Source organism: Candidatus Krumholzibacteriota bacterium, assembly GCA_016931295.1.
In the GTDB taxonomy this organism is placed as follows: Bacteria; Krumholzibacteriota; Krumholzibacteriia; order Krumholzibacteriales; family Krumholzibacteriaceae; genus JAFGEZ01.
Genome location: JAFGEZ010000003.1, coordinates 19,204 through 36,046, shown reverse-complemented (window position 1 = coordinate 36,046; position 16,843 = coordinate 19,204). Strand labels below are relative to the sequence as shown.

At 65.8% G+C, this 16,843-nt stretch carries 14 protein-coding genes; 1 reads left to right on the top strand and 13 read right to left on the bottom strand.

The window, feature by feature from the left end; translation table 11 throughout:
- Positions 1–14 precede the first annotated feature (14 nt).
- The 12 genes from JW876_01340 to JW876_01285 form a co-directional block, all read right to left on the bottom strand.
- Positions 15–887, bottom strand: a complete 873-nt coding sequence (locus tag JW876_01340) for a DMT family transporter (GenBank protein ID MBN1884150.1) — start codon at positions 885–887, stop codon at positions 15–17.
- 85 nt (positions 888–972) lie between these two features.
- The gene (locus JW876_01335; protein MBN1884149.1) at positions 973–3,141 is read right to left on the bottom strand and encodes a S46 family peptidase; all 2,169 of its coding nucleotides are present in this window, start codon (positions 3,139–3,141) and stop codon (positions 973–975) included.
- Between the two features lie 195 nt (positions 3,142–3,336).
- The gene (locus JW876_01330; GenBank protein ID MBN1884148.1) at positions 3,337–4,461 is read right to left on the bottom strand and encodes a DUF4388 domain-containing protein; all 1,125 of its coding nucleotides are present in this window, start codon (positions 4,459–4,461) and stop codon (positions 3,337–3,339) included.
- 21 nt (positions 4,462–4,482) lie between these two features.
- Positions 4,483–6,294, bottom strand: a complete 1,812-nt coding sequence (locus JW876_01325) for a tetratricopeptide repeat protein (protein ID MBN1884147.1) — start codon at positions 6,292–6,294, stop codon at positions 4,483–4,485.
- A gap of 23 nt (positions 6,295–6,317) precedes the next feature.
- On the bottom strand, positions 6,318–6,695 hold the full coding sequence (locus JW876_01320) for a response regulator (protein ID MBN1884146.1): 378 nt from the start codon (positions 6,693–6,695) through the stop codon (positions 6,318–6,320).
- Positions 6,696–6,714: 19 nt separating this feature from the next.
- On the bottom strand, positions 6,715–7,335 hold the full coding sequence (locus JW876_01315) for a chemotaxis protein CheC (protein ID MBN1884145.1): 621 nt from the start codon (positions 7,333–7,335) through the stop codon (positions 6,715–6,717).
- Positions 7,298–9,004, bottom strand: a complete 1,707-nt coding sequence (locus JW876_01310) for a chemotaxis protein CheA (GenBank protein ID MBN1884144.1) — start codon at positions 9,002–9,004, stop codon at positions 7,298–7,300. The genes JW876_01315 and JW876_01310 overlap by 38 nt, the downstream gene beginning before the upstream one ends.
- The gene (gene cheB, locus JW876_01305) at positions 8,991–10,019 is read right to left on the bottom strand and encodes a chemotaxis-specific protein-glutamate methyltransferase CheB (protein MBN1884143.1); all 1,029 of its coding nucleotides are present in this window, start codon (positions 10,017–10,019) and stop codon (positions 8,991–8,993) included. The genes JW876_01310 and cheB overlap by 14 nt, the downstream gene beginning before the upstream one ends.
- Positions 10,020–10,087: 68 nt before the next feature.
- Positions 10,088–10,594 carry a chemotaxis protein CheD gene (locus JW876_01300; protein ID MBN1884142.1) on the bottom strand — a complete coding sequence of 169 codons (507 nt, stop codon included), beginning with the start codon at positions 10,592–10,594 and terminating at the stop codon, positions 10,088–10,090.
- A gap of 40 nt (positions 10,595–10,634) precedes the next feature.
- Entirely contained in the window at positions 10,635–11,138 is a 504-nt protein-coding gene (locus JW876_01295; GenBank protein MBN1884141.1) for a purine-binding chemotaxis protein CheW, read from the bottom strand.
- 17 nt (positions 11,139–11,155) lie between these two features.
- Positions 11,156–12,775 carry a methyl-accepting chemotaxis protein gene (locus JW876_01290; protein MBN1884140.1) on the bottom strand — a complete coding sequence of 540 codons (1,620 nt, stop codon included), beginning with the start codon at positions 12,773–12,775 and terminating at the stop codon, positions 11,156–11,158.
- A 1-nt stretch (position 12,776) separates the two neighbouring features.
- Positions 12,777–13,622, bottom strand: coding sequence for a protein-glutamate O-methyltransferase CheR (locus JW876_01285; protein ID MBN1884139.1), 846 nt, complete (start codon positions 13,620–13,622; stop codon positions 12,777–12,779).
- A gap of 309 nt (positions 13,623–13,931) precedes the next feature.
- Between JW876_01285 and JW876_01280 the strand changes: the two genes are divergently transcribed.
- Positions 13,932–14,927, top strand: coding sequence for a PhzF family phenazine biosynthesis protein (locus tag JW876_01280; GenBank protein ID MBN1884138.1), 996 nt, complete (start codon positions 13,932–13,934; stop codon positions 14,925–14,927).
- 11 nt (positions 14,928–14,938) lie between these two features.
- On the opposite strand, the gene JW876_01275 is transcribed toward JW876_01280, so the two are convergent.
- Positions 14,939–16,663, bottom strand: coding sequence for a GAF domain-containing protein (locus tag JW876_01275; protein ID MBN1884137.1), 1,725 nt, complete (start codon positions 16,661–16,663; stop codon positions 14,939–14,941).
- Between the last annotated feature and the right edge of the window lie 180 nt (positions 16,664–16,843).

Below are 16,843 nucleotides of genomic sequence, written 5' to 3'. Positions count from 1 at the left end.
CGGGCCGCGCCCGCCTAGAGGGCGGTCACCATGACGATCCCGGCGACCGCGAGGATGATCGCGGCCAGCTTGCGCCGGGTGAAGGGCTCGCCGAGGAAGAGCGAGGCGAAGACGAGGATGTGTATCGTGCTCGTCTGGTTGAGGATCGCCGCCGAGCCCACCTGCGTGTATTTCATCCCCGCGATCCAGAAGAGCAGGGCGAGGAAGGAACCGAGGACCGCCGCGGGGATCATGAAGACCCAGTGGCGCGACGGGCGCAGGGCCGCGATCGTCGCGCGCCGGCGGGCGAGGAAGGCGACGGGCGTCATGACGAGGAGGGCGCCGAGCTGGCGGACCGCAGTGGCCCACAGCACCGGATGGCGCTCCAGCACCGGTTTGGCGATGACGATCCCGAAGGCGAGCGTCGCCATCGCCAGCACGCCCCACATGACGCCGACGACGATCCGCCGCCTCGGCGTGCCCGGGGGGGGGCGGTGCCCGGCGGCGACGAGCACGCCGACGATGATGAATCCCATGCCGACGAGATCCCACGGGCCGACGCGCTCGCCGATCAGCAGGAACGCGGTCAGGACGACGAAGGGGGAATACAGGCAATCCACGATCGCCGTGATCCCCGCTCCCGCCACGTTCAGGCACCGGTGGAAGAAGGTGTCCGACACGGCGATCGCGATCGTTCCGCTGAGCACGAGAACGAGGTAGTCCGCAAGGGGCGCCCGTCCGAAGAACTGGACGCGGCCGACGAGGATCGTGACGACGAAGAGCGTGCCGGAGACGGCGACCCGGAAATAGTTGAGCACGAAGGGCGGGATCCGCTCCCCCGACTTCTTGAGCAGGATCACGGCCATCGCCCAGATCAAAGCGGTCGTCAGGGCGAATATCTCACCCACAACTGCACTCCCGCGACGGACGGACGGGGAAAGGATCCCTCATCCTCACCCCGTCCGCGGCCGTATCGTCCCGTTTGCCGACGGGTCAGTGGATCGACATCTCCTCGAGAAGCGAGGTCGCCCCGCTGAACTGCTCGAGGATGAAGAGGATGTACCGGGAATCGACGCTGATCGTCCTGGTCAGATCCTCGTTGAAGAGGTAGTCCGCCGAGATGCTCTCCCAGTTGCCGTCGAAGGCGGCGCCGATGACCTCGCCCCTGGCGTTCATGATCGGCGAGCCGGAATTGCCGCCCGTGATGTCGCAGGTGGAGAGGAAATCGACGGGGACGTCGTCGAGGGCCTCGTCGCGGTACCGCCCGAAGTCGCGCCGCTCGTAGAGATCGAGAAGGGCGTCGGGACAATCGAAGGGCGTCTCGCCGGTGTGCTTCTCGACGACGCCGCCCAAACGCGTGATCCAGCCGTACTCGACGGCGTCGCGCGGGGAGTAGCCCGCGATCGTCCCGTAGGTGAGGCGGATCGTGCTCGTCGCGTCGGGGTAGAACGATCCTCCCCGCCAGCGCCGCTTCGCCTCGATCAACCGCGGCCTGAGCGCGGTGATCGCGCCGTTCCAGGCCTTCCCCGTCTCCTCGATCTCGTCGAGCTGGGGCCGGATCGCCGCGGCGAACTCGATGAAGGGATCCTTCTCGGCGAGGAGATCCTCGCGGGAGAGCTCGAACATGCGCATGCGCTCCCCGGCGTCGCCGAGCTTCGTGCCGCCGTAGAGCCGGTCGAGCAGCGACTCGATCCTGTCCTCGACCGTCGCTCCCTCCTCGCGCTCGATCATCTCGTCGAACGCGACGAGGCGCTGGTTCGCGGGGAGGTCGGCGGCCATGCGCAAAAGGAAGGCGAGGATGGCGCGATCGGTCGCGGGGTGGTACCCGCGATCGAGCATCTCCAGCCCCTGGGCCAGGTCGGGGAGATCGCGCTCCTGGAATCCCGGGTCGCGATCCATGTCGGGCTTCTCCTTCTCGACGCTCCACTTGTAGATCGTGCCGGCCGCGCGCATCATCTGCGACAGGAAGCCGGAGAGACGCGCCAGGTCGGCGATCTCGCGCGTCGCCATGTTCTCCTCGTAGAGGACCGCGATGCCTGGCAGGACGTCGCCGTACCGCGCGGCCATCTCCGGTTCGGAGAGGAGCCAGGCGGTGAATTCCCTTTCCTCGGCTTGCTTGCGTGCGAGGAGCCCCGCCTTGCGGAAACCCTCGAGCTGCCCCTGGTAGTTCTTCATGGAGTTGTTGAGCATGGCGTCGAGGCGGGCGAGCTTGATCGCCGCGTCGCCGTCGGCGGCGGAGGCCTCCTGGATGATGTCGAGAATACCGCCGAACATCGCCACGCGCCTGGGGAAGAGGAAGTTCTCCGCGTGATCGATCGAGTACGAGGAACGGTGGCGATAGGTGCTGCCGGGGTATCCCATGATCATGACGAAATCACCCTCGGCGAGGGGGCCCGTCGACATCGCGAGATGCACGGCGGGCTCGTAGGGGACGTTCTCCTCGCTGTAGTCCGCCGGCGAGCCGTCCGGGGCCACGTAGGCGCGCAGAAAGGAGAAGTCGCCGCCGTGGCGGGGCCACATCCAGTTGTCGATGTCGCCGCCGTAGTTGCCGATCGCCTCGGGGGGCGCGTAGACGAGACGGACGTCGCGGATGAAGAAATAGGTGAAGAGCTTGTACTCCATGCCGCCGAAGAGCTCGGCGATCTCGCAGCGGACGTCCCCCCCCTCCTCGGCCCCGGCGATCAGTTCCTTGCGCACGCGTTCGATCGCCTCGAAGCGCTCCAGGGGCGTCATGCCGTCGTCGACGGCTCCGAGGACCTTCTTCGTGACGTCCTCGATCGACCGGAGCACGCCCACCTCGTAGCCCCGGGCCGGGATCTCGTCCGCGGTCGTCGGGGCATGGAATCCGTCGCGGATGTAGTTGTTTTCCGTCGTGCTGGCCCGCTGGAGCGCGCCGAAGGCGACGTGGTGGTTCGTCAGGACGAGCCCCCGGGAGGAGACGAAGGAGCCGGTCCCGCCGCCGAGATCGACGATCGCGTAGGCGATCCCTCCGCCCTTCGGGGTGAAGATCTCCTTCTGGGAAAGCTCCAGCCCGAGGGCGTTCATCTTCCTGACGAGATCCTTGTCGAGCTTGTCGAGCTGCCACATCCCCTCGTCCGCCCCGACGGGGACGGCGGCGAGAACCAGGCACAGGGCGACGACTGACAGGCATACCGCGCGCATCGATCTACCTCCGGATACGGGGATATCGGACCGCCGGCACCAGCGGCCGGCACGAGCGAGCGACATCATAGCACGGCGGGAAGCGGGGCGAAAGGATGAAAAGCCGGGGTCAGGCGGGGGGCGGGTCGATCGCACCGGGCGGCGAAGCGGGAACTCGCCCGGCGGTTCTCCGGCGAGGGGGGAGACGCGGGGATCCTAGTACTCCTGGAGCACCTTCTCCCACTCCTTCGCCGCGGCGATCCGGTGCGTGACGAGATCGGCGATCCTGCGGCTCGACGCCTTATCCCGCAGTTCCTCCCACTCGCCGATCGCCTGCTCGACCTCGCCGAGCCTGGCGTGGAGATATCCCTTGATGAACATCGCCTTCTGGTTGGCGGGATCCATTGAGCGGGCCTTCGCGAGGTACATGAGGGCCTCGCTGAGGCGGTCCATCTTGTAGTAGATCTCCCCGAGCATCCGGATGGCCTCGAAGCATTCGGGATCGAGCTGGACGGCCTTCTCGAATTCCGCGGCGGCCCGTTCGAGGTTCAGTCGCCCGTACAGCTCCCGCCCGCGTTCGATGAGCGACTGCGTCCGTTGCTCGCTTCCGTCCGCCGCCCCGTCGTCGTCGGCGTCGCGAAGCTCGATGACTCCCATGACGACAAGCCCGTAGATCAGCTTGCTCGTGGAGAAGAGATCCTCGCCCACCGCGCCGTTCACCTCGTCGACGGACCGGTTGCCGTCGATCAGGGAGAGGATCTCCCACTCGAGCGGCTTCAGGTTGAGCGCCTGGTCCTTCTCCTTGTCCGCGCAGAAGCGGAAGACGGAGTGCCGGGAAGGCACCTTGTTCTTGATATTGGTCCACTCGTCGATGCGTCTCGCTCCCTCGAGGATGAGATTCTCCGTGTTGAGGGCCACGAGGACCTCGGTGCGCGCGTCGAGCTCCTCGTCGATGAAACGGCACTCCCCCCGGTCCCACTTGAAGAGTTCGTAGACGCATTCCCTCACGCGGTTGCCGAGGAAGTTCTCCATGTGGCTGCGGGGAACGATCCCCTCCCCGTCCAGGCAGGCGAGGAGGTCGGCGTATCGCGGCAGGGTCGCCTCCATCCGCCGCAAGGACTCGTCGTCGAGAACGCCCCACTCGACGAGGAGCGCGGGCACGGGTCGCGCCGCCCTGTCGTACACCTGGGCGAAAGAGACCGCTCCGTCATGGAACAGGACCTGCGCTTCACGGCCGTCGGGGGTGTCGGAGACGATCAACCGGCCCGTCTTGGCGTTCATGTGCAGGATCTGGAAGAGCTCGAAGAGACCGAGCTCGCTGATCGATGACTGGATGGCCATGGAACGTTCCTTTCGATGCCGTCAATCGGCGTTCAGTTCCTCGAGTATCTCCGGCCCCGACGGCCGGGCGTCCGGCTCCGGCGCCCCGCCGTCCCCGGTCGTTTCCACGTCGTGCGCGGCCCGGTCGGCGGTTTCCCGGGTCATCGATCTTCCCGCGGCGACGGCATCGACGCCGCGACGGTCGAGCACCGAGCCGAGCGCCTCCCGGATCTTGTCGAACCGGCGCTTGATCCCCGTCTCGAGCAGTTCGATCAGCTCGTCGGAGGGATCGTCAGTGAGCTCCGGCCGCACGCGCGCCACCGTCTCTTCGCGGGATCCGAGAGCGAGGAAGAAATGCGATCCGGAGAAGACCTCCTGGATCCGGTTGGCCTCGACGATCGACTGAATCGCGCCGTCGAAGTCCTCCTCCCGGAGGAAGATGAGCCCCTTGAGGTAGAGCGCGTCGCCGTGCCGCCGGTCGAGCGAGAGGGCGCTCTCGACGTCGAACATGGCGAGCGTCATCCGGTTGAGCTTGTAGTTCAGCATCGCGCGCTTCTCGTAGAGGAGCGCGCTCTTCCCCATGAAGGCCTCGAGACGCTGCAGGAGGTTCTCGGCCATCAGGTATTCTTCCTTTATCAGGTTGCAGTTCAGGAAGTTGTAGTTGAGCTCCTGGTGGTAGAGCTTCAGGTTCAGCCCCTTCTTGAACATCCGCTCGGCATCCTCGACGAGACCGGTCTGGTAGAGGAGCACGCCGAGGTTGTTCATCGTATCGGTGTCGGCGGAGTTCAGACGGAACGCCTGCAGGTAGCAGATTGCCGCCTGGGTGAAATCGTCGGTCAGGTGATAGATGCACCCGAGCAGCCGGAAGGCCTCGCTGTTCTCCGCGTTGCACTCGAGCGCGCGGTAGAAGGATTCGGCCGCGTCGTCGTACGCGCCTTCGTCGAGGTGGAGCTTCCCGATCTCGATGTGCACCCGGTCGCGGTCGGCCATCTCGGCGAGGGCCTTGTTGAACTCCTTCAGCGCCTCCCTGGTGTACCCGCGCTCCCGGTAGGCCGCGCCGAGCGTGAAGGACGTGCTCTCGAGGGACGCGATATCGCCGCCCATGGAGTTGCCGGCGGAATCCCCGCCCTGCCGCTCGTAGTCCGACAAGGCGAGGTTCGCCTCGGTGTTCTGGAAGGACGGATTGAGCCGGCTCGCCACGCGGCTCTCCTCGAGCGCGTCCTGGAACTGGCCGATATCCCCGTAGGCGAAGGAGAGGAGGAAATGCGAACGCCAGTACTCCGCGTCGAGCTTGATCGCGGACCTGAGCTCGGAGATCGCCTCGTCGGTCCTGCCGAGGTTGTAGTAGATCTCGCCGAGATCCGTATGGTACACCGCCGACGTGCCGACGTTCTCCCCCGCGTAGAGGTAGTGCTCGAGCGCCTGCTGGTAGAGCCCCTGCGCCTTGAGGACGCTGCCCAGGTGGAGCCGCGCCATGAAGTTCTCCGGCTTGCGTTCGACGACCCGGCCGAGGATCTCCAGCGCCTCCTTGTGGCGTCCCATGTTCTGGTACGAGACGCCGAGCCGCATGAGCGCCTCGACGTTGTCTGGATCCTTCTCGACCTCGCCCTTCCAGCGGCTGACGTCGGGGTCCTCCGTGCCCGTCTCCGCGAACAGGTACTGGATGTTCTCCCGCGCGAGATCGAACCGGGCGTCGATCTTCAGGGCGTCCTTGAACTGGGCGATCGCCTCCCCGTACATGCCCTTCCGGTAATAGAGCACGCCGAGGTTGTTCAATGCCCCGGGATCGTTCCGGTCGACGCGCGCGGCAAAGCTCGCCAGCACTTCGCGCTCTCTGCTGTCGAGTTCCGGCATGTGTATTCCTTTCGACGCCCTTCCTAGACGACGGGTGCCTGGTTCAGGATCTTGGATACCACCTCGATGACCCTCGACGGGTTGAAGGGCTTGATCAGGAAATCCTTGGCCCCCGCCGCGAGGGCGTCCTGCACGAGCGCCTGCTGTCCGAGGGCGCTGCACATGACGATCCGCGCCTGCGAATCGACGGCCATGATCTCCCGGACGGCATCTATCCCGTTCATCTCGGGCATGATGATGTCCATCGTCACGAGGTCGGGCTTCAGTTCCTTGTAGGATTCGAGGGCGCCCGAACCGGTGTCGGCCTCGCCGACGACCTCGAGGCCGTTGTTCTCGAGGATGTCCGTGATCATCTTCCGCATGAAAATCGCGTCGTCGACAACCAGTACTCTCGGTTTCACGTCGGGGTCTCCTTTCAGCTCATTCAACGCCGATTGCTTCGAAGATCGTGTCGAGCGAATTCGATGTCGGCACGAAGAACAGGAATCCCTTGCACCCTCCGTACGTGAGGGTGAAGGCCGTCTCGAGGACGAGCGCGTAATCGGACTCCAGACTCAGGTCGACGAGGATGGAATCCATCACGGCGCCCAGCATGTCGTGCGACAGCTGGGGCACGGTGTGCATGAGGGGAACGCGGAGGAACTGCGCGAGCGTGTTGAGATAGCAACCGCACATGATGTTGCCGACTTCCTTCAGCACGGACAGGGAATACTCGTCGTTGATCCGTTCGCCGGCGTAGGATTCCTTCGTCACCGCCTCGATCATCTTGATCGCCTCGGGGTGCGGGAAGATGAGGAACATCATCCCGCGGAACCCGTTCTCGCTGTAGGTCTCGATGTACACGACGGAGACCATCGATTCCGGGCCGTTGAAGAGCGTGTAGATGATCTGCAGCGGGATGATGTCCGCGTTGGTGACGGAGATGTCGATGCGCTCCTCGAGGAGCTGCGACAACCCGGTGACGGCGTGGGCCGCGCCGATGTTGCCTATCTCCTTCAACGCGTCAATCCGCAGAAACGACGGTCTCTTGATCGGGCTCATGCATGCACCTTCCTTTGATGAATATGTTCGGGTCCCAGATAAAGGCGATCTTGCCGGACCCGAGGATCGTCGCCCCGGAGATCCCCGCGACGCCCCGGATCATGGCCGGCAGTCCCTTGATGACGATATCCTGCTGGCCGAGGATGCGATTGACGACCAGGCCGATCGCGCGCTCCCCGGACTCGATGACGATGAGCTTGATGAACCGCGTGCCCTCCGGCTCCGGTGCCATGCCGAAGAGAATCTCCGGCCTGACGACGGGGATCGGCTCTCCACCAGTCAAAAAGACCTCCCGGCCGTGCAGCCGCCTGAAGGAGCCGATCTCGACACGGGTCGTTTCCCTGATGTACTCGATCGGCATCGCGTGCACGTCCTCCCCCACGTTGAAGAGCAACGCCTTGATGATGGAGAGGTTCACCGGCAGGTGGAGCGTGACGACGGTTCCTCCCCCGACGCGGCTCACGAGACGCATCGAACCGCCGATCGCGTCGACCTTCTTCTTCACGGCGCTCATCCCGACGCCCCTGCCCGAGAATCTTCCCACCGTCTCGGTCGTGCTGAGGCCGGGCGCCGATATGACGCGGCAGATCTCCTCGTCGGTCATCTCGCCCCTGACGAGCCCCATCTCCTCCCCCCTGCGGCGCACCTTCTCCCGGTCGATTCCCCGTCCGTCGTCGGCGACCTCGAGAACGACGAAGTTGCGCTCGCGCCGGGCCGACAGGCGGATCGTCGCGCCGGCGGGCTTCCCCCCGGCGGTTCGTTCGGCCGGGCTCTCGATCCCGTGATCGATCGCGTTGCGGATGAGATGGACGAGCGGATCGACCATCGATTCGAGCACGGTCCGGTCGAGACCGATCTCCTCGCCGACGAGCTCGAGGGTTATCTTCTTGTTCAGGTCGTGAGACATGTCCCTGACCAGCCGCTTGAACCGCTGGAAGACCTCGCCAACGGGAACGAGACGCGCCTCCATGACCTCTTTCTGGATCTGCGATATGAGCCGCCCCGACGCGGCGAGCTCGTCGAGCAATTGTTTCGAGCCCATCTCCCGGGCGAGCCCGTGCAGCCGGATGCGGCTGATGATCAGCTCGCCGACCAAATCCATCATGCGGTCGAGGGACTCGAGTCTCACCCTGGTCGACGTGACCTTCGGGCGACAACGCATGGCCGTCTCTTCCGGCTCCGTCTTCTCTTCCGCGGCCTCCTCGGCGGGCCTGTTCCCGGGATCCATATCGAGGCATGCCGGCGGCGAATCGGGCGGTTCGCGCCGGACGAACCCGTCCAGCCGTTCGGCGACCGGCCGGAGAGACTCGACGAAGAGGCCGAGCAGCTCGTTGCCGCGCCCGGCGTCGGATTCCTCCACGGCGCATCTGACGAGATCCTTGAGCAGGTCGACGGCCTTGAGCAGGCAATCGGCGTCGTCGCACGGGCCGACGGACACGTCGTCCCGGTATCGCTGGAGGATGTTCTCGAGGCCGTGGCTCGCCTCGACGACCGTGTCGTATCCCATCGCGCCGGACATCCCCTTGAGGTTGTGGGCGTGGCGGAAGAGTTCCTCCACCTGGCCGGGGAGGTCGCCGCCGCACTCGAGGCCCATCACGCCGTTCTCGAGATGGGTCAGGATATCGTCGGCTTCGGTCGTGAACAGCGCCTTGTAGTCATCGACCTTCATCGCACGCCTCCCTCGCGGCAGCGCCATTCACGCTGCGGGTGACGGCCCGCGCGATCTCCGGGAGCGGAAGCAGCTCGCAGCGGATCCCGCTGGCGACCACGGCCCCCGGCATGCCGAAGATCATGCTCGTCTCCCGGTTTTGGCAGATGACCCCGCCCCCCGCGGCTCGCACCGCGCGGCACCCCGAGACGCCGTCTTTCCCCATGCCGGTGAGCACGACGGCCGTCATGCGTTCCCCGAAGAGGGACGAGAAGGAGGTCATCGCGAAATCCACCGACGGACAGGCCGTCCGCTGGAACCGGTTCCGCGCGAGGAGCATGAATGCCGGGCACGTGCGGCGCTCCTGGACGAAGAGGTGCATGCCGCCGGGAGCGACGATCACCTGTCCAGGCCTGACGGGCATTCCCTCCTCCGCCTCGATGACCGGAAGCATCGAGCACGCATCGAGACGTTCGGCCATGTAGCGCGTGAAATTCGGGGGCATGTGCTGCACGACGACGACCGCCGCCTCGAGATCGGCCGGCAACCGCGGCACGACCTCCATCAACGCCTGGGGACCGCCCGTGCTGGCCCCGATGATCACCGCGTGGCAGGGATCGGTCGAGACCGCCCGCCGGCGGGCGACCTTCATGCTGCGCGCGGGGGGTTCGAAGCGGACCTTGGCCGCGTCGACCGACGCGGCCGCCCTGACCTTCGAACGGAGTTCCGCCCCGTCGAACACGCTTCCCCGCCGGGTCTTGGTCACGAAATCGACCGCGCCGGCCTCGAGGCAGTCGAAGGTCGTCCGGGCGCCGCTCTCCGTGTGCGCGCTGAGGATGACGACCGGCGTCGGCCATTCGCCCATGATGTACCGAAGCGTCTCGAGACCGTCCATGCGGGGCATCTCGAGATCGAGCGTGACGCAGTCCGGACGCAGTTCGACGACCATCCTGAGCGCCTCGCGGCCGTCGGCCGCCTCGCCGATGACCTCGATCCCGGGATCCTCTTCGAGCGCGTCGACGATCAGGCGGCGCATGAACGCCGAATCCTCCCCGATCACGACCCGAAGGACCTCGCCGCCCCGGTGGTTATGAACCCGATGAATCATACCTTCTCCTTGGCGCCCGTCGCGTCCCGGACCGTGACCGATCCGTCGGACACGTCGAACACGATGGTCCGGCCCCTGTTCCCCCCGGTGCGTTCGGCGACGATCGGGATCCCGATCCTGGCGAATTCCTCCCGGGCCGCCAGGACGTTCGATTCGCCGATCTGCAAGAGACTCCGGCGGTCCTGGTCGCGCACGAACATCCTCGCCCCCCCGAAGATCTTGGCGACGACGCGTCGGCGCGCCGCGCCGCGCTTTTCCATCCGGTCGAGCATGAGCGAGACGGCCGTGTCGACGAACTTCGCCCTGTTCGCGTTGTTCTTCACCCGCTCGCGCCGCGGGTGCATCACGTGGGCCATCGCGCCGACCGCGGCCTCCTCGTCGTAGAGCACGATCCCGAGACACGATCCGAGCGCCATCGTCGTCATCTCCATCGGCGCCTCACCGACGCGGAACTGCGCGAGGCCCACCCTCACGACGGGCCCCCTGTGTTGTCTGACTGCCATCTGCCGTCCGATCTTCCGTTGTCGCAACGATGCCGGCCGTTCACGAGACCTGTCCGGCAAGCTCCTTCATATCGATCGATCCCGATACGAGAACGCGCAGGTCGACGCAGACGACCATCCGTCCGGAAACCTGCACGATCCCGAGGATCGCCTCGCGGTGCAGTTCGTCCTCACCCACCTCGGGGGCCGGGCGCAGGTCGCCGGTGGAGACGCGCACGACCTCCGTCACCTCGTCGACGAGGAAGCCGAACCCGCCGCCGTCGGCGTCGAGAATGACGATCCTGCGCTTGCGGGCGTCCCCGCCGGAACCGCCGTCGACGCCGAGCAGCCCGTGCACGCGCAGCACGGGAATGATCTCGCCCCGCAGGTTGATCACGCCCTCCACCGGACCGGTCATCCCCGGAACGGCGAAGGCGTCGATCGGCCGGATGATCTCCTTCACCCTGGCGACGGGAACACCGTAGTTCTCGCGGCCGAGCCGGAAGATCACGAGCTGCATCTGCCCCTCGCCGACCCGTCCGCCCGATTCACCTTGAGCGCTCATCCTGCCATCCCCCCGTCTCACGCGATCAGCTCTTCGCGGCGCTGCCCGGCCCCGGTCACCTTGAACCGGCCGACGTGCTCGCGGAGCTGGATCGCCATGTCGCTGAGTTTCTGCGCGGAGGAGGCGACATCCTCCATGCTCGATGTCATCTGTTCCATCGACGCGGCGGTCTCCTGCGTGGACGAGGCGTTCTTCTCGGCGCTCGAGGAGATCTCGTCGATCGAGGAGATGACGTTCTTCATGCCGCGCGAAAGCTCGTTCGTCGCCGCCGATATGCGGCGGGCCATGTCGCTGGAGCTCTTGAGCACCTCGACGATCTCGTCGAGGGAAAGCCCCGTCTTCGTGATGACGTCCTTGCCCTCGGTCACTTCCCTCGCGCCGAGCTCGATGCTCGAGACCGCAGTCCTGGTGTCGTCCTGCGTCTGCTGGATGAGGGTGGCGATCTCGTCCGCGGCCTTGGCGCTTCCCTCGGCGAGCTTGCGGACCTCGTCGGCGACGACGGCGAAGCCGGAACCCGCCTCTCCCGCCCGCGCCGCCTCGATCGCGGCGTTCAGGGCGAGCAGGTTGGTCTGGTCGGCGATGTCGGTGATGACGTCGACGATCTCGCCGATCTGGTTCGAGCGTTCCCCGAGGTGGCGGATGATACCGGCCGATTCGTTGATGACGCAGTAGATCTTGTTGATCTTCTCGACCGCCTCCTTCGCCGAGTCACCGCCCTTCGTCGCGGTCTCGGAGGCGTTCGTCGCGGCGGAGGCGGCCAGCTCGGCGCTGTTGGCCACCTGTTTCACCGACCGCTCCATGTTGCGGATCTCCTTGATCATGTCCTCGACCTTGTGCGCCTGGAGATCCGTCGACCGCGCGATGTTCTGGACGGTCATCGAGGTCTCCTCGGTGATCGAGTTCATCTCCTCTGTCGAGGCGGACAGGCTCTGCGCGGAGAAATTGACACGATCGCTCGTCGTCCGGATCACGTTGATGATCTCGGAGAGGTTGGAGAACATGTCGTTGAGCGTGCCGCCGAGCATCCCCAGCTCGTCGTCGGATTCGATCTCGATCGAGCCCGTCAGGTCGCCGGCGTTCGAGGCGAGTTGCCTGCTCGCGCCGAGGAGCCTCGCGACCGGACGCCGGATGAACCGGTCGACGAGCAGGTAGAAGATCAGGTAGCCGACGCAGAGGGCGAAGATGGTCACCAGTACGATGCGCCCCCGGAAATCGGCGTAATCGAGACGCTCGGACGAACGGTCGAAGTTCAACCGGGCGACGCGATTGCTTCCGGGAAGCGCGAACTCGACGCTCCGCCAGTCCACCCCCTCGCCGTCGGTGGCTTTCGTCGTCCCGGCGAGGAGCGAGCCGCCCTCGTCGACGATCTCGATCGCCGCGACGTGGGCCCACCGATCCCGGAGGCCGTCGAGCCGGCGATGGAGCTCGGCGGGATCGTCGACCCCGTCGACTTCGGCGCAGACCATCGAGACGCAGTTCGTCCAGAAATCGTCCCTGTCGGCGGCGATCTGTCCGATGACGTCGCTCGAGACGGCGATGAAAGCGTAGGATCCCGCGCCGCACAGCGCGATACCGATCGCAGCCATCGTCAAGAACACCTTTCCGCTGATCGTCCTCGCGAATCCGAACACGCCCATCTCATTCCTCCTTGAAACTCGGGCACAGGGTCCGCTTGCGATATGTCTTGGCCCGGGGGTCGGTGAGCTCGAAGAGCTCGAGCGCGGGCCCCGTGACGGCCTCGCTCTTCCCGAGGACGAGAACGCCGTCCTCGCGAAGTGCGCGATGGAAATTGCGAAGCACGTCGCTCCGCGACGAATGCTCGAAGTGTATGAGTACGTTCCTGCAGACGACGACGTCGAGCATCGAGAATGGCGGCGCGGAGAAGAGATTGTGGACGCGGAACCGGACGTCGCTCCGCGTTTCGCGCGCGATCTGCCATCCCTCGGCGGTCTTCTCGAAATAGCGGTCGAGGACAACGGGCGGAATCCCGTCGACGCGGTCGTCGCCGTAGACGCCCCTGCGCGCCGTGCGGCAGGCGTCCTCGGAGACGTCGGTGCCGAACACCTCGGCCCGGATATCGGCGCCCGTCGCCCGGATCAGGCGGTCGAGCTCGATCACGAGGCTCCAGGTCTCCTCGCCGGTGCTGCACCCGGCGCTCCAGACGCGGATCGACCCGCCCCCAGACGCGAGCCGCCGCTCGATCGCGCCCGGCAGTATCGAGCCGGCGAGCTTCTCGAAGACGTCCCCGTCCCGGAAGAAGCCGGTGACATGTATGGTGAGGACGTCGAGCAGACGATCGATCTCCCCCGGATGCCGCTGCAGGAATTCCAGGTATTCCCCGACGGACGCGAGCCCGAGCATCACGAGACGGTGGCCGATCCGTCGCCGGATGCAGGAGGAGCGGTACCTGGACATGTCCGTCCCCCGCTTCGCCATCACGAATCCGACGAGTTCGTCGATCCTGCCGTCCTCGATCCCGTTCATCGCCGCCTTCTTTCCGACGTCCGGATGAGAAATCCCTCGAGTCGTCCTCCCCGCGGTCCGACACGGACGCGGGGATTATCGTTCGGAACCGGATTTGCAAGCGCTGTACCATACGGCGAGAGGCGCCCCGTTGCGCCTCCCGGCCACCCCCCGTGCGGCCGCTGCGAGCCATCGGGCATGAACGACAAGCGGTTACGCGGATCGGGGCATCACGGGACACCGGAGGGAACGAGCGAGCAACACGGGATATCACCCGGGATTCTGCACCCGCCCGTTGCGATATGCAACGCGCGCCCAGGGAGGACGACGATGCAGCAGTTGAGGATCAAGCAGGTCGACGCCTTCACGACGAAGCCGTTCGGCGGCAACCCCGCCGGCGTCATCACCGAGGCGGACAGTCTCTCGATCGACATGATGCAGGAGATCTCGGGGAGCATGAACCTCTCCGAGACGGCCTACGTCTCGATGCCGGACGGCCCCGACGCCCTCTACCGCGTCCGGTTCTTCACGCCGGAGAGCGAAGTGGACCTGAGCGGCCATTCGATGATCGCCGTCACCTGGGCGCTCGTCGAGGAGGGCCGCGTGCCGCTCAGCCCGGGGGTCACCAGGGTGGCCATCGAGACGAACGTCGGTTTGATGCCGGTCGACATCCATTTCACTCCGGCCGATCTCTTCGATCGCAACGACTTCGATCCGGAGAGGATGGTCGACGTTCGCACCGAGCAGGCCGAGGGCGTCCTCGACCGCATCATGATCCTCCAGCCGGTCCGCGCCTGGCGCGGCTCGGACGTGCCGGTCGCAGAGATCGCCGCCATCCTCGGTATCGAGGAATCCGAGATCACCCGCACCGGTCTGCCGCTCGAAATCGTCTCGACGGGTCTCGACCAGCTCATGGTGCCGATCGCACACAAGGAGACCGTCCTGTCGATGCATCCCGACCTGATCAAGCTCGCCCTGATGAACAAGCGCTACGGGATCCATACCAATCACATCTTCAGCCTCGACGCCTGGCACGACGACCGCGTGAGCTACGCCCGGCATTTCGCCCCCGTCGTCGGCCTCTGGGAGGATCCGGCCACCGGAACGGCTGCCGCGGGACTCGGCACCTACCTGCTCCGCCACGGCGCCATCACCGTCGGATCGATGATCATGGAGCAGGGAAACGACGCCGACTCCCTCGCCCGCATCCTCGTCGAGATCGACGACGGCGCGGCCAAGGCCGGAGACGTCCGGATCGGCGGCCTCGCGGCGACATCGATCACGCGGACGATCGAAGTGGGAAGAGGAACGGTGACGGTCGTGTAGCGGCGGGGATCTCAGTCACCGGCGACGTCCTCGAGCGCCTTCTCCCCGACGTACCGGGGCAAGGAGAAGGAGAAGGTCGAGCCCGAGCCCGGCTCGCTCTTCACCCACACCCGGCCGCGGTGCAACTCAATGTAGTGCTTGACGAGCCTGAGCCCGATGCCCATGCCTTCCGAGGCGCGCGTGGCGCTGCCGTCCACCTGCGTGAAATCGTCGAAGATCGTCGGCAGATCGTGCGGATCGATGCCGGGGCCCGCGTCCTCGATCGAGACGATGATCTCGTTCCCCGTCTGCATCGACGAGATGGCGACGGAGCTCCCAGCCGGAGAGAACTTGAGCGCGTTGCCGAGCAGGTTCACGCAGACCTGGCGGATCCGGAGCGGGTCGAACGTGATGATCGGCACGTCGGGGTCCAGGCGCGTCTTCAGATCGACGTTCCCCCGGAGGGCCAGCGGCTCGACGACCTTGACGGCGATCCTGATCATCTCGTTCACGCTCGCCTCGGTCACGTTGAGCATCGTATCGGAGATCTCCACCTTGGAGAGATCGAGCAGGTCGTTGATCAGCCCGAGGAGCTTGTTGGACTGCGATTCGATGACGGAGAGGAAATCGCGCCGCGTGTCGGCGTCGATCGCCCGGCCGCCGTCCTCGAGCAGGGTGCCGGCGTACGCCATGATGATCGAGAGGGGCGTGCGGAGTTCGTGGCTGATCCGCCCGAGGAATTCTCTCTTGAGCCCGTCGAGCTCGAGAAGCTTGCGGTTCTTCTCCTTCAACTCGCGGTTCTGGATGGTGATCTTCTCCTGGAGGATGCGCCTCTCGGTGACGTCGTGCGCGATCACGAGGACGCAGGGATCGTCGCGGAGGTTGACGAGGGTCGCGTCGGTGTCGAGATAGACGATCCCGCCGTCCTTCCTGAGATAGGGGACCTCCCCGATCTGCATCGTGTCGCCCTGGAGAATCCGGTAGAAGGTGCGCCTCGCGTGGTCGCGCCTGGCGGGCGTCGTGAATCCGAAGAACTCCTTGCCGATGATCTCGTCGGGACCGTACCCGAAGAGGCGGAAGACCGCCTGGTCGCATTCCACGATCGTCCCGTCGTACCCGATGATCAGGATGAGATCGGTCGCGCTGCTCATCAGCTTGCGGTACTTGTCGCCGAGAGCCCGCAGCTCCTCCACCAGGAGCGAGTTCTCTATCGCGAGGGCGGTGAGCTGGCTGAAGCGCTCGAGCAGGTCGAGATCGAAGTCGCTGAAATGGTTGGCCTCGTATGAACCGACGTTCACCGTCCCGATGAGCTGCCCCTTCGCGATGAGGGGCACGACGATGTCGGACTTGAGCCCGTCCTCGCGCATGATCTCGGTGAACCGCGTGTCGCTCGGGATGTCGCTGCGGAGGATCGGCCGGCGGTTGATCGCGACCCAGCCGACGAGGTTCTTCTCGTCGAGCGGCACGTAGCGCCCCTCGCCGGTCGTCTCGCCGCCGCGCCGGTGGACGTGCCTGATGTAGAGGCAGTTCTCGTTCTTTTCGAAGATCGCGATGCAGCCGAGATCGTAATCGATCACCCGGCGGAGTTCGCGCGAGATCACCGAGAGTATCTCGTGGAGATCGAGCCGGGAGTTGACCACCTCGGCGATCTCCATGACCGCGGCGAGCTGGGCGCGCGTCCTTTCCGCCGCGGCCTCGCTTCGATCCTCGACGGCGTGGCCGGCGGTTTCCGATCCGCGTTCACCTTCATCGCGCACGTCTCGCGCCTCTCGACGTGCAGGATCGCGCCCGGCCCGACGGTCGGCTCCCCCGTCCCCCGACGGCGTGGATCGGCGCATCCTGCTGCCTGACTGGATGTTATGAGCACCCGCCCCTGCGGTTCCGGCCCATGGCGCACGGAACCGCCGGCGGCGTTTCCGCACGTTCGGGAAGGATGC

Excerpts from the sequence above, each read along its gene's own strand:
- JW876_01335 (MBN1884149.1), bottom strand. The coding sequence starts at position 3,141 with ATGCGCGCGGTATGCCTGTCAGTCGTCGCCCTGTGCCTGGTTCTCGCC.
- JW876_01330 (MBN1884148.1), bottom strand. The coding sequence starts at position 4,461 with ATGGCCATCCAGTCATCGATCAGCGAGCTCGGTCTCTTCGAGCTCTTC.
- JW876_01325 (MBN1884147.1), bottom strand. The coding sequence starts at position 6,294 with ATGCCGGAACTCGACAGCAGAGAGCGCGAAGTGCTGGCGAGCTTTGCC.
- JW876_01315 (MBN1884145.1), bottom strand. The coding sequence starts at position 7,335 with ATGAGCCCGATCAAGAGACCGTCGTTTCTGCGGATTGACGCGTTGAAG.
- JW876_01310 (MBN1884144.1), bottom strand. The coding sequence starts at position 9,004 with ATGAAGGTCGATGACTACAAGGCGCTGTTCACGACCGAAGCCGACGAT.
- cheB (MBN1884143.1), bottom strand. The coding sequence starts at position 10,019 with ATGCGCCGCCTGATCGTCGACGCGCTCGAAGAGGATCCCGGGATCGAG.
- JW876_01300 (MBN1884142.1), bottom strand. The coding sequence starts at position 10,594 with ATGGCAGTCAGACAACACAGGGGGCCCGTCGTGAGGGTGGGCCTCGCG.
- JW876_01295 (MBN1884141.1), bottom strand. The coding sequence starts at position 11,138 with ATGAGCGCTCAAGGTGAATCGGGCGGACGGGTCGGCGAGGGGCAGATG.
- JW876_01290 (MBN1884140.1), bottom strand. The coding sequence starts at position 12,775 with ATGGGCGTGTTCGGATTCGCGAGGACGATCAGCGGAAAGGTGTTCTTG.
- JW876_01285 (MBN1884139.1), bottom strand. The coding sequence starts at position 13,622 with ATGAACGGGATCGAGGACGGCAGGATCGACGAACTCGTCGGATTCGTG.
- JW876_01280 (MBN1884138.1), top strand. The coding sequence starts at position 13,932 with ATGCAGCAGTTGAGGATCAAGCAGGTCGACGCCTTCACGACGAAGCCG.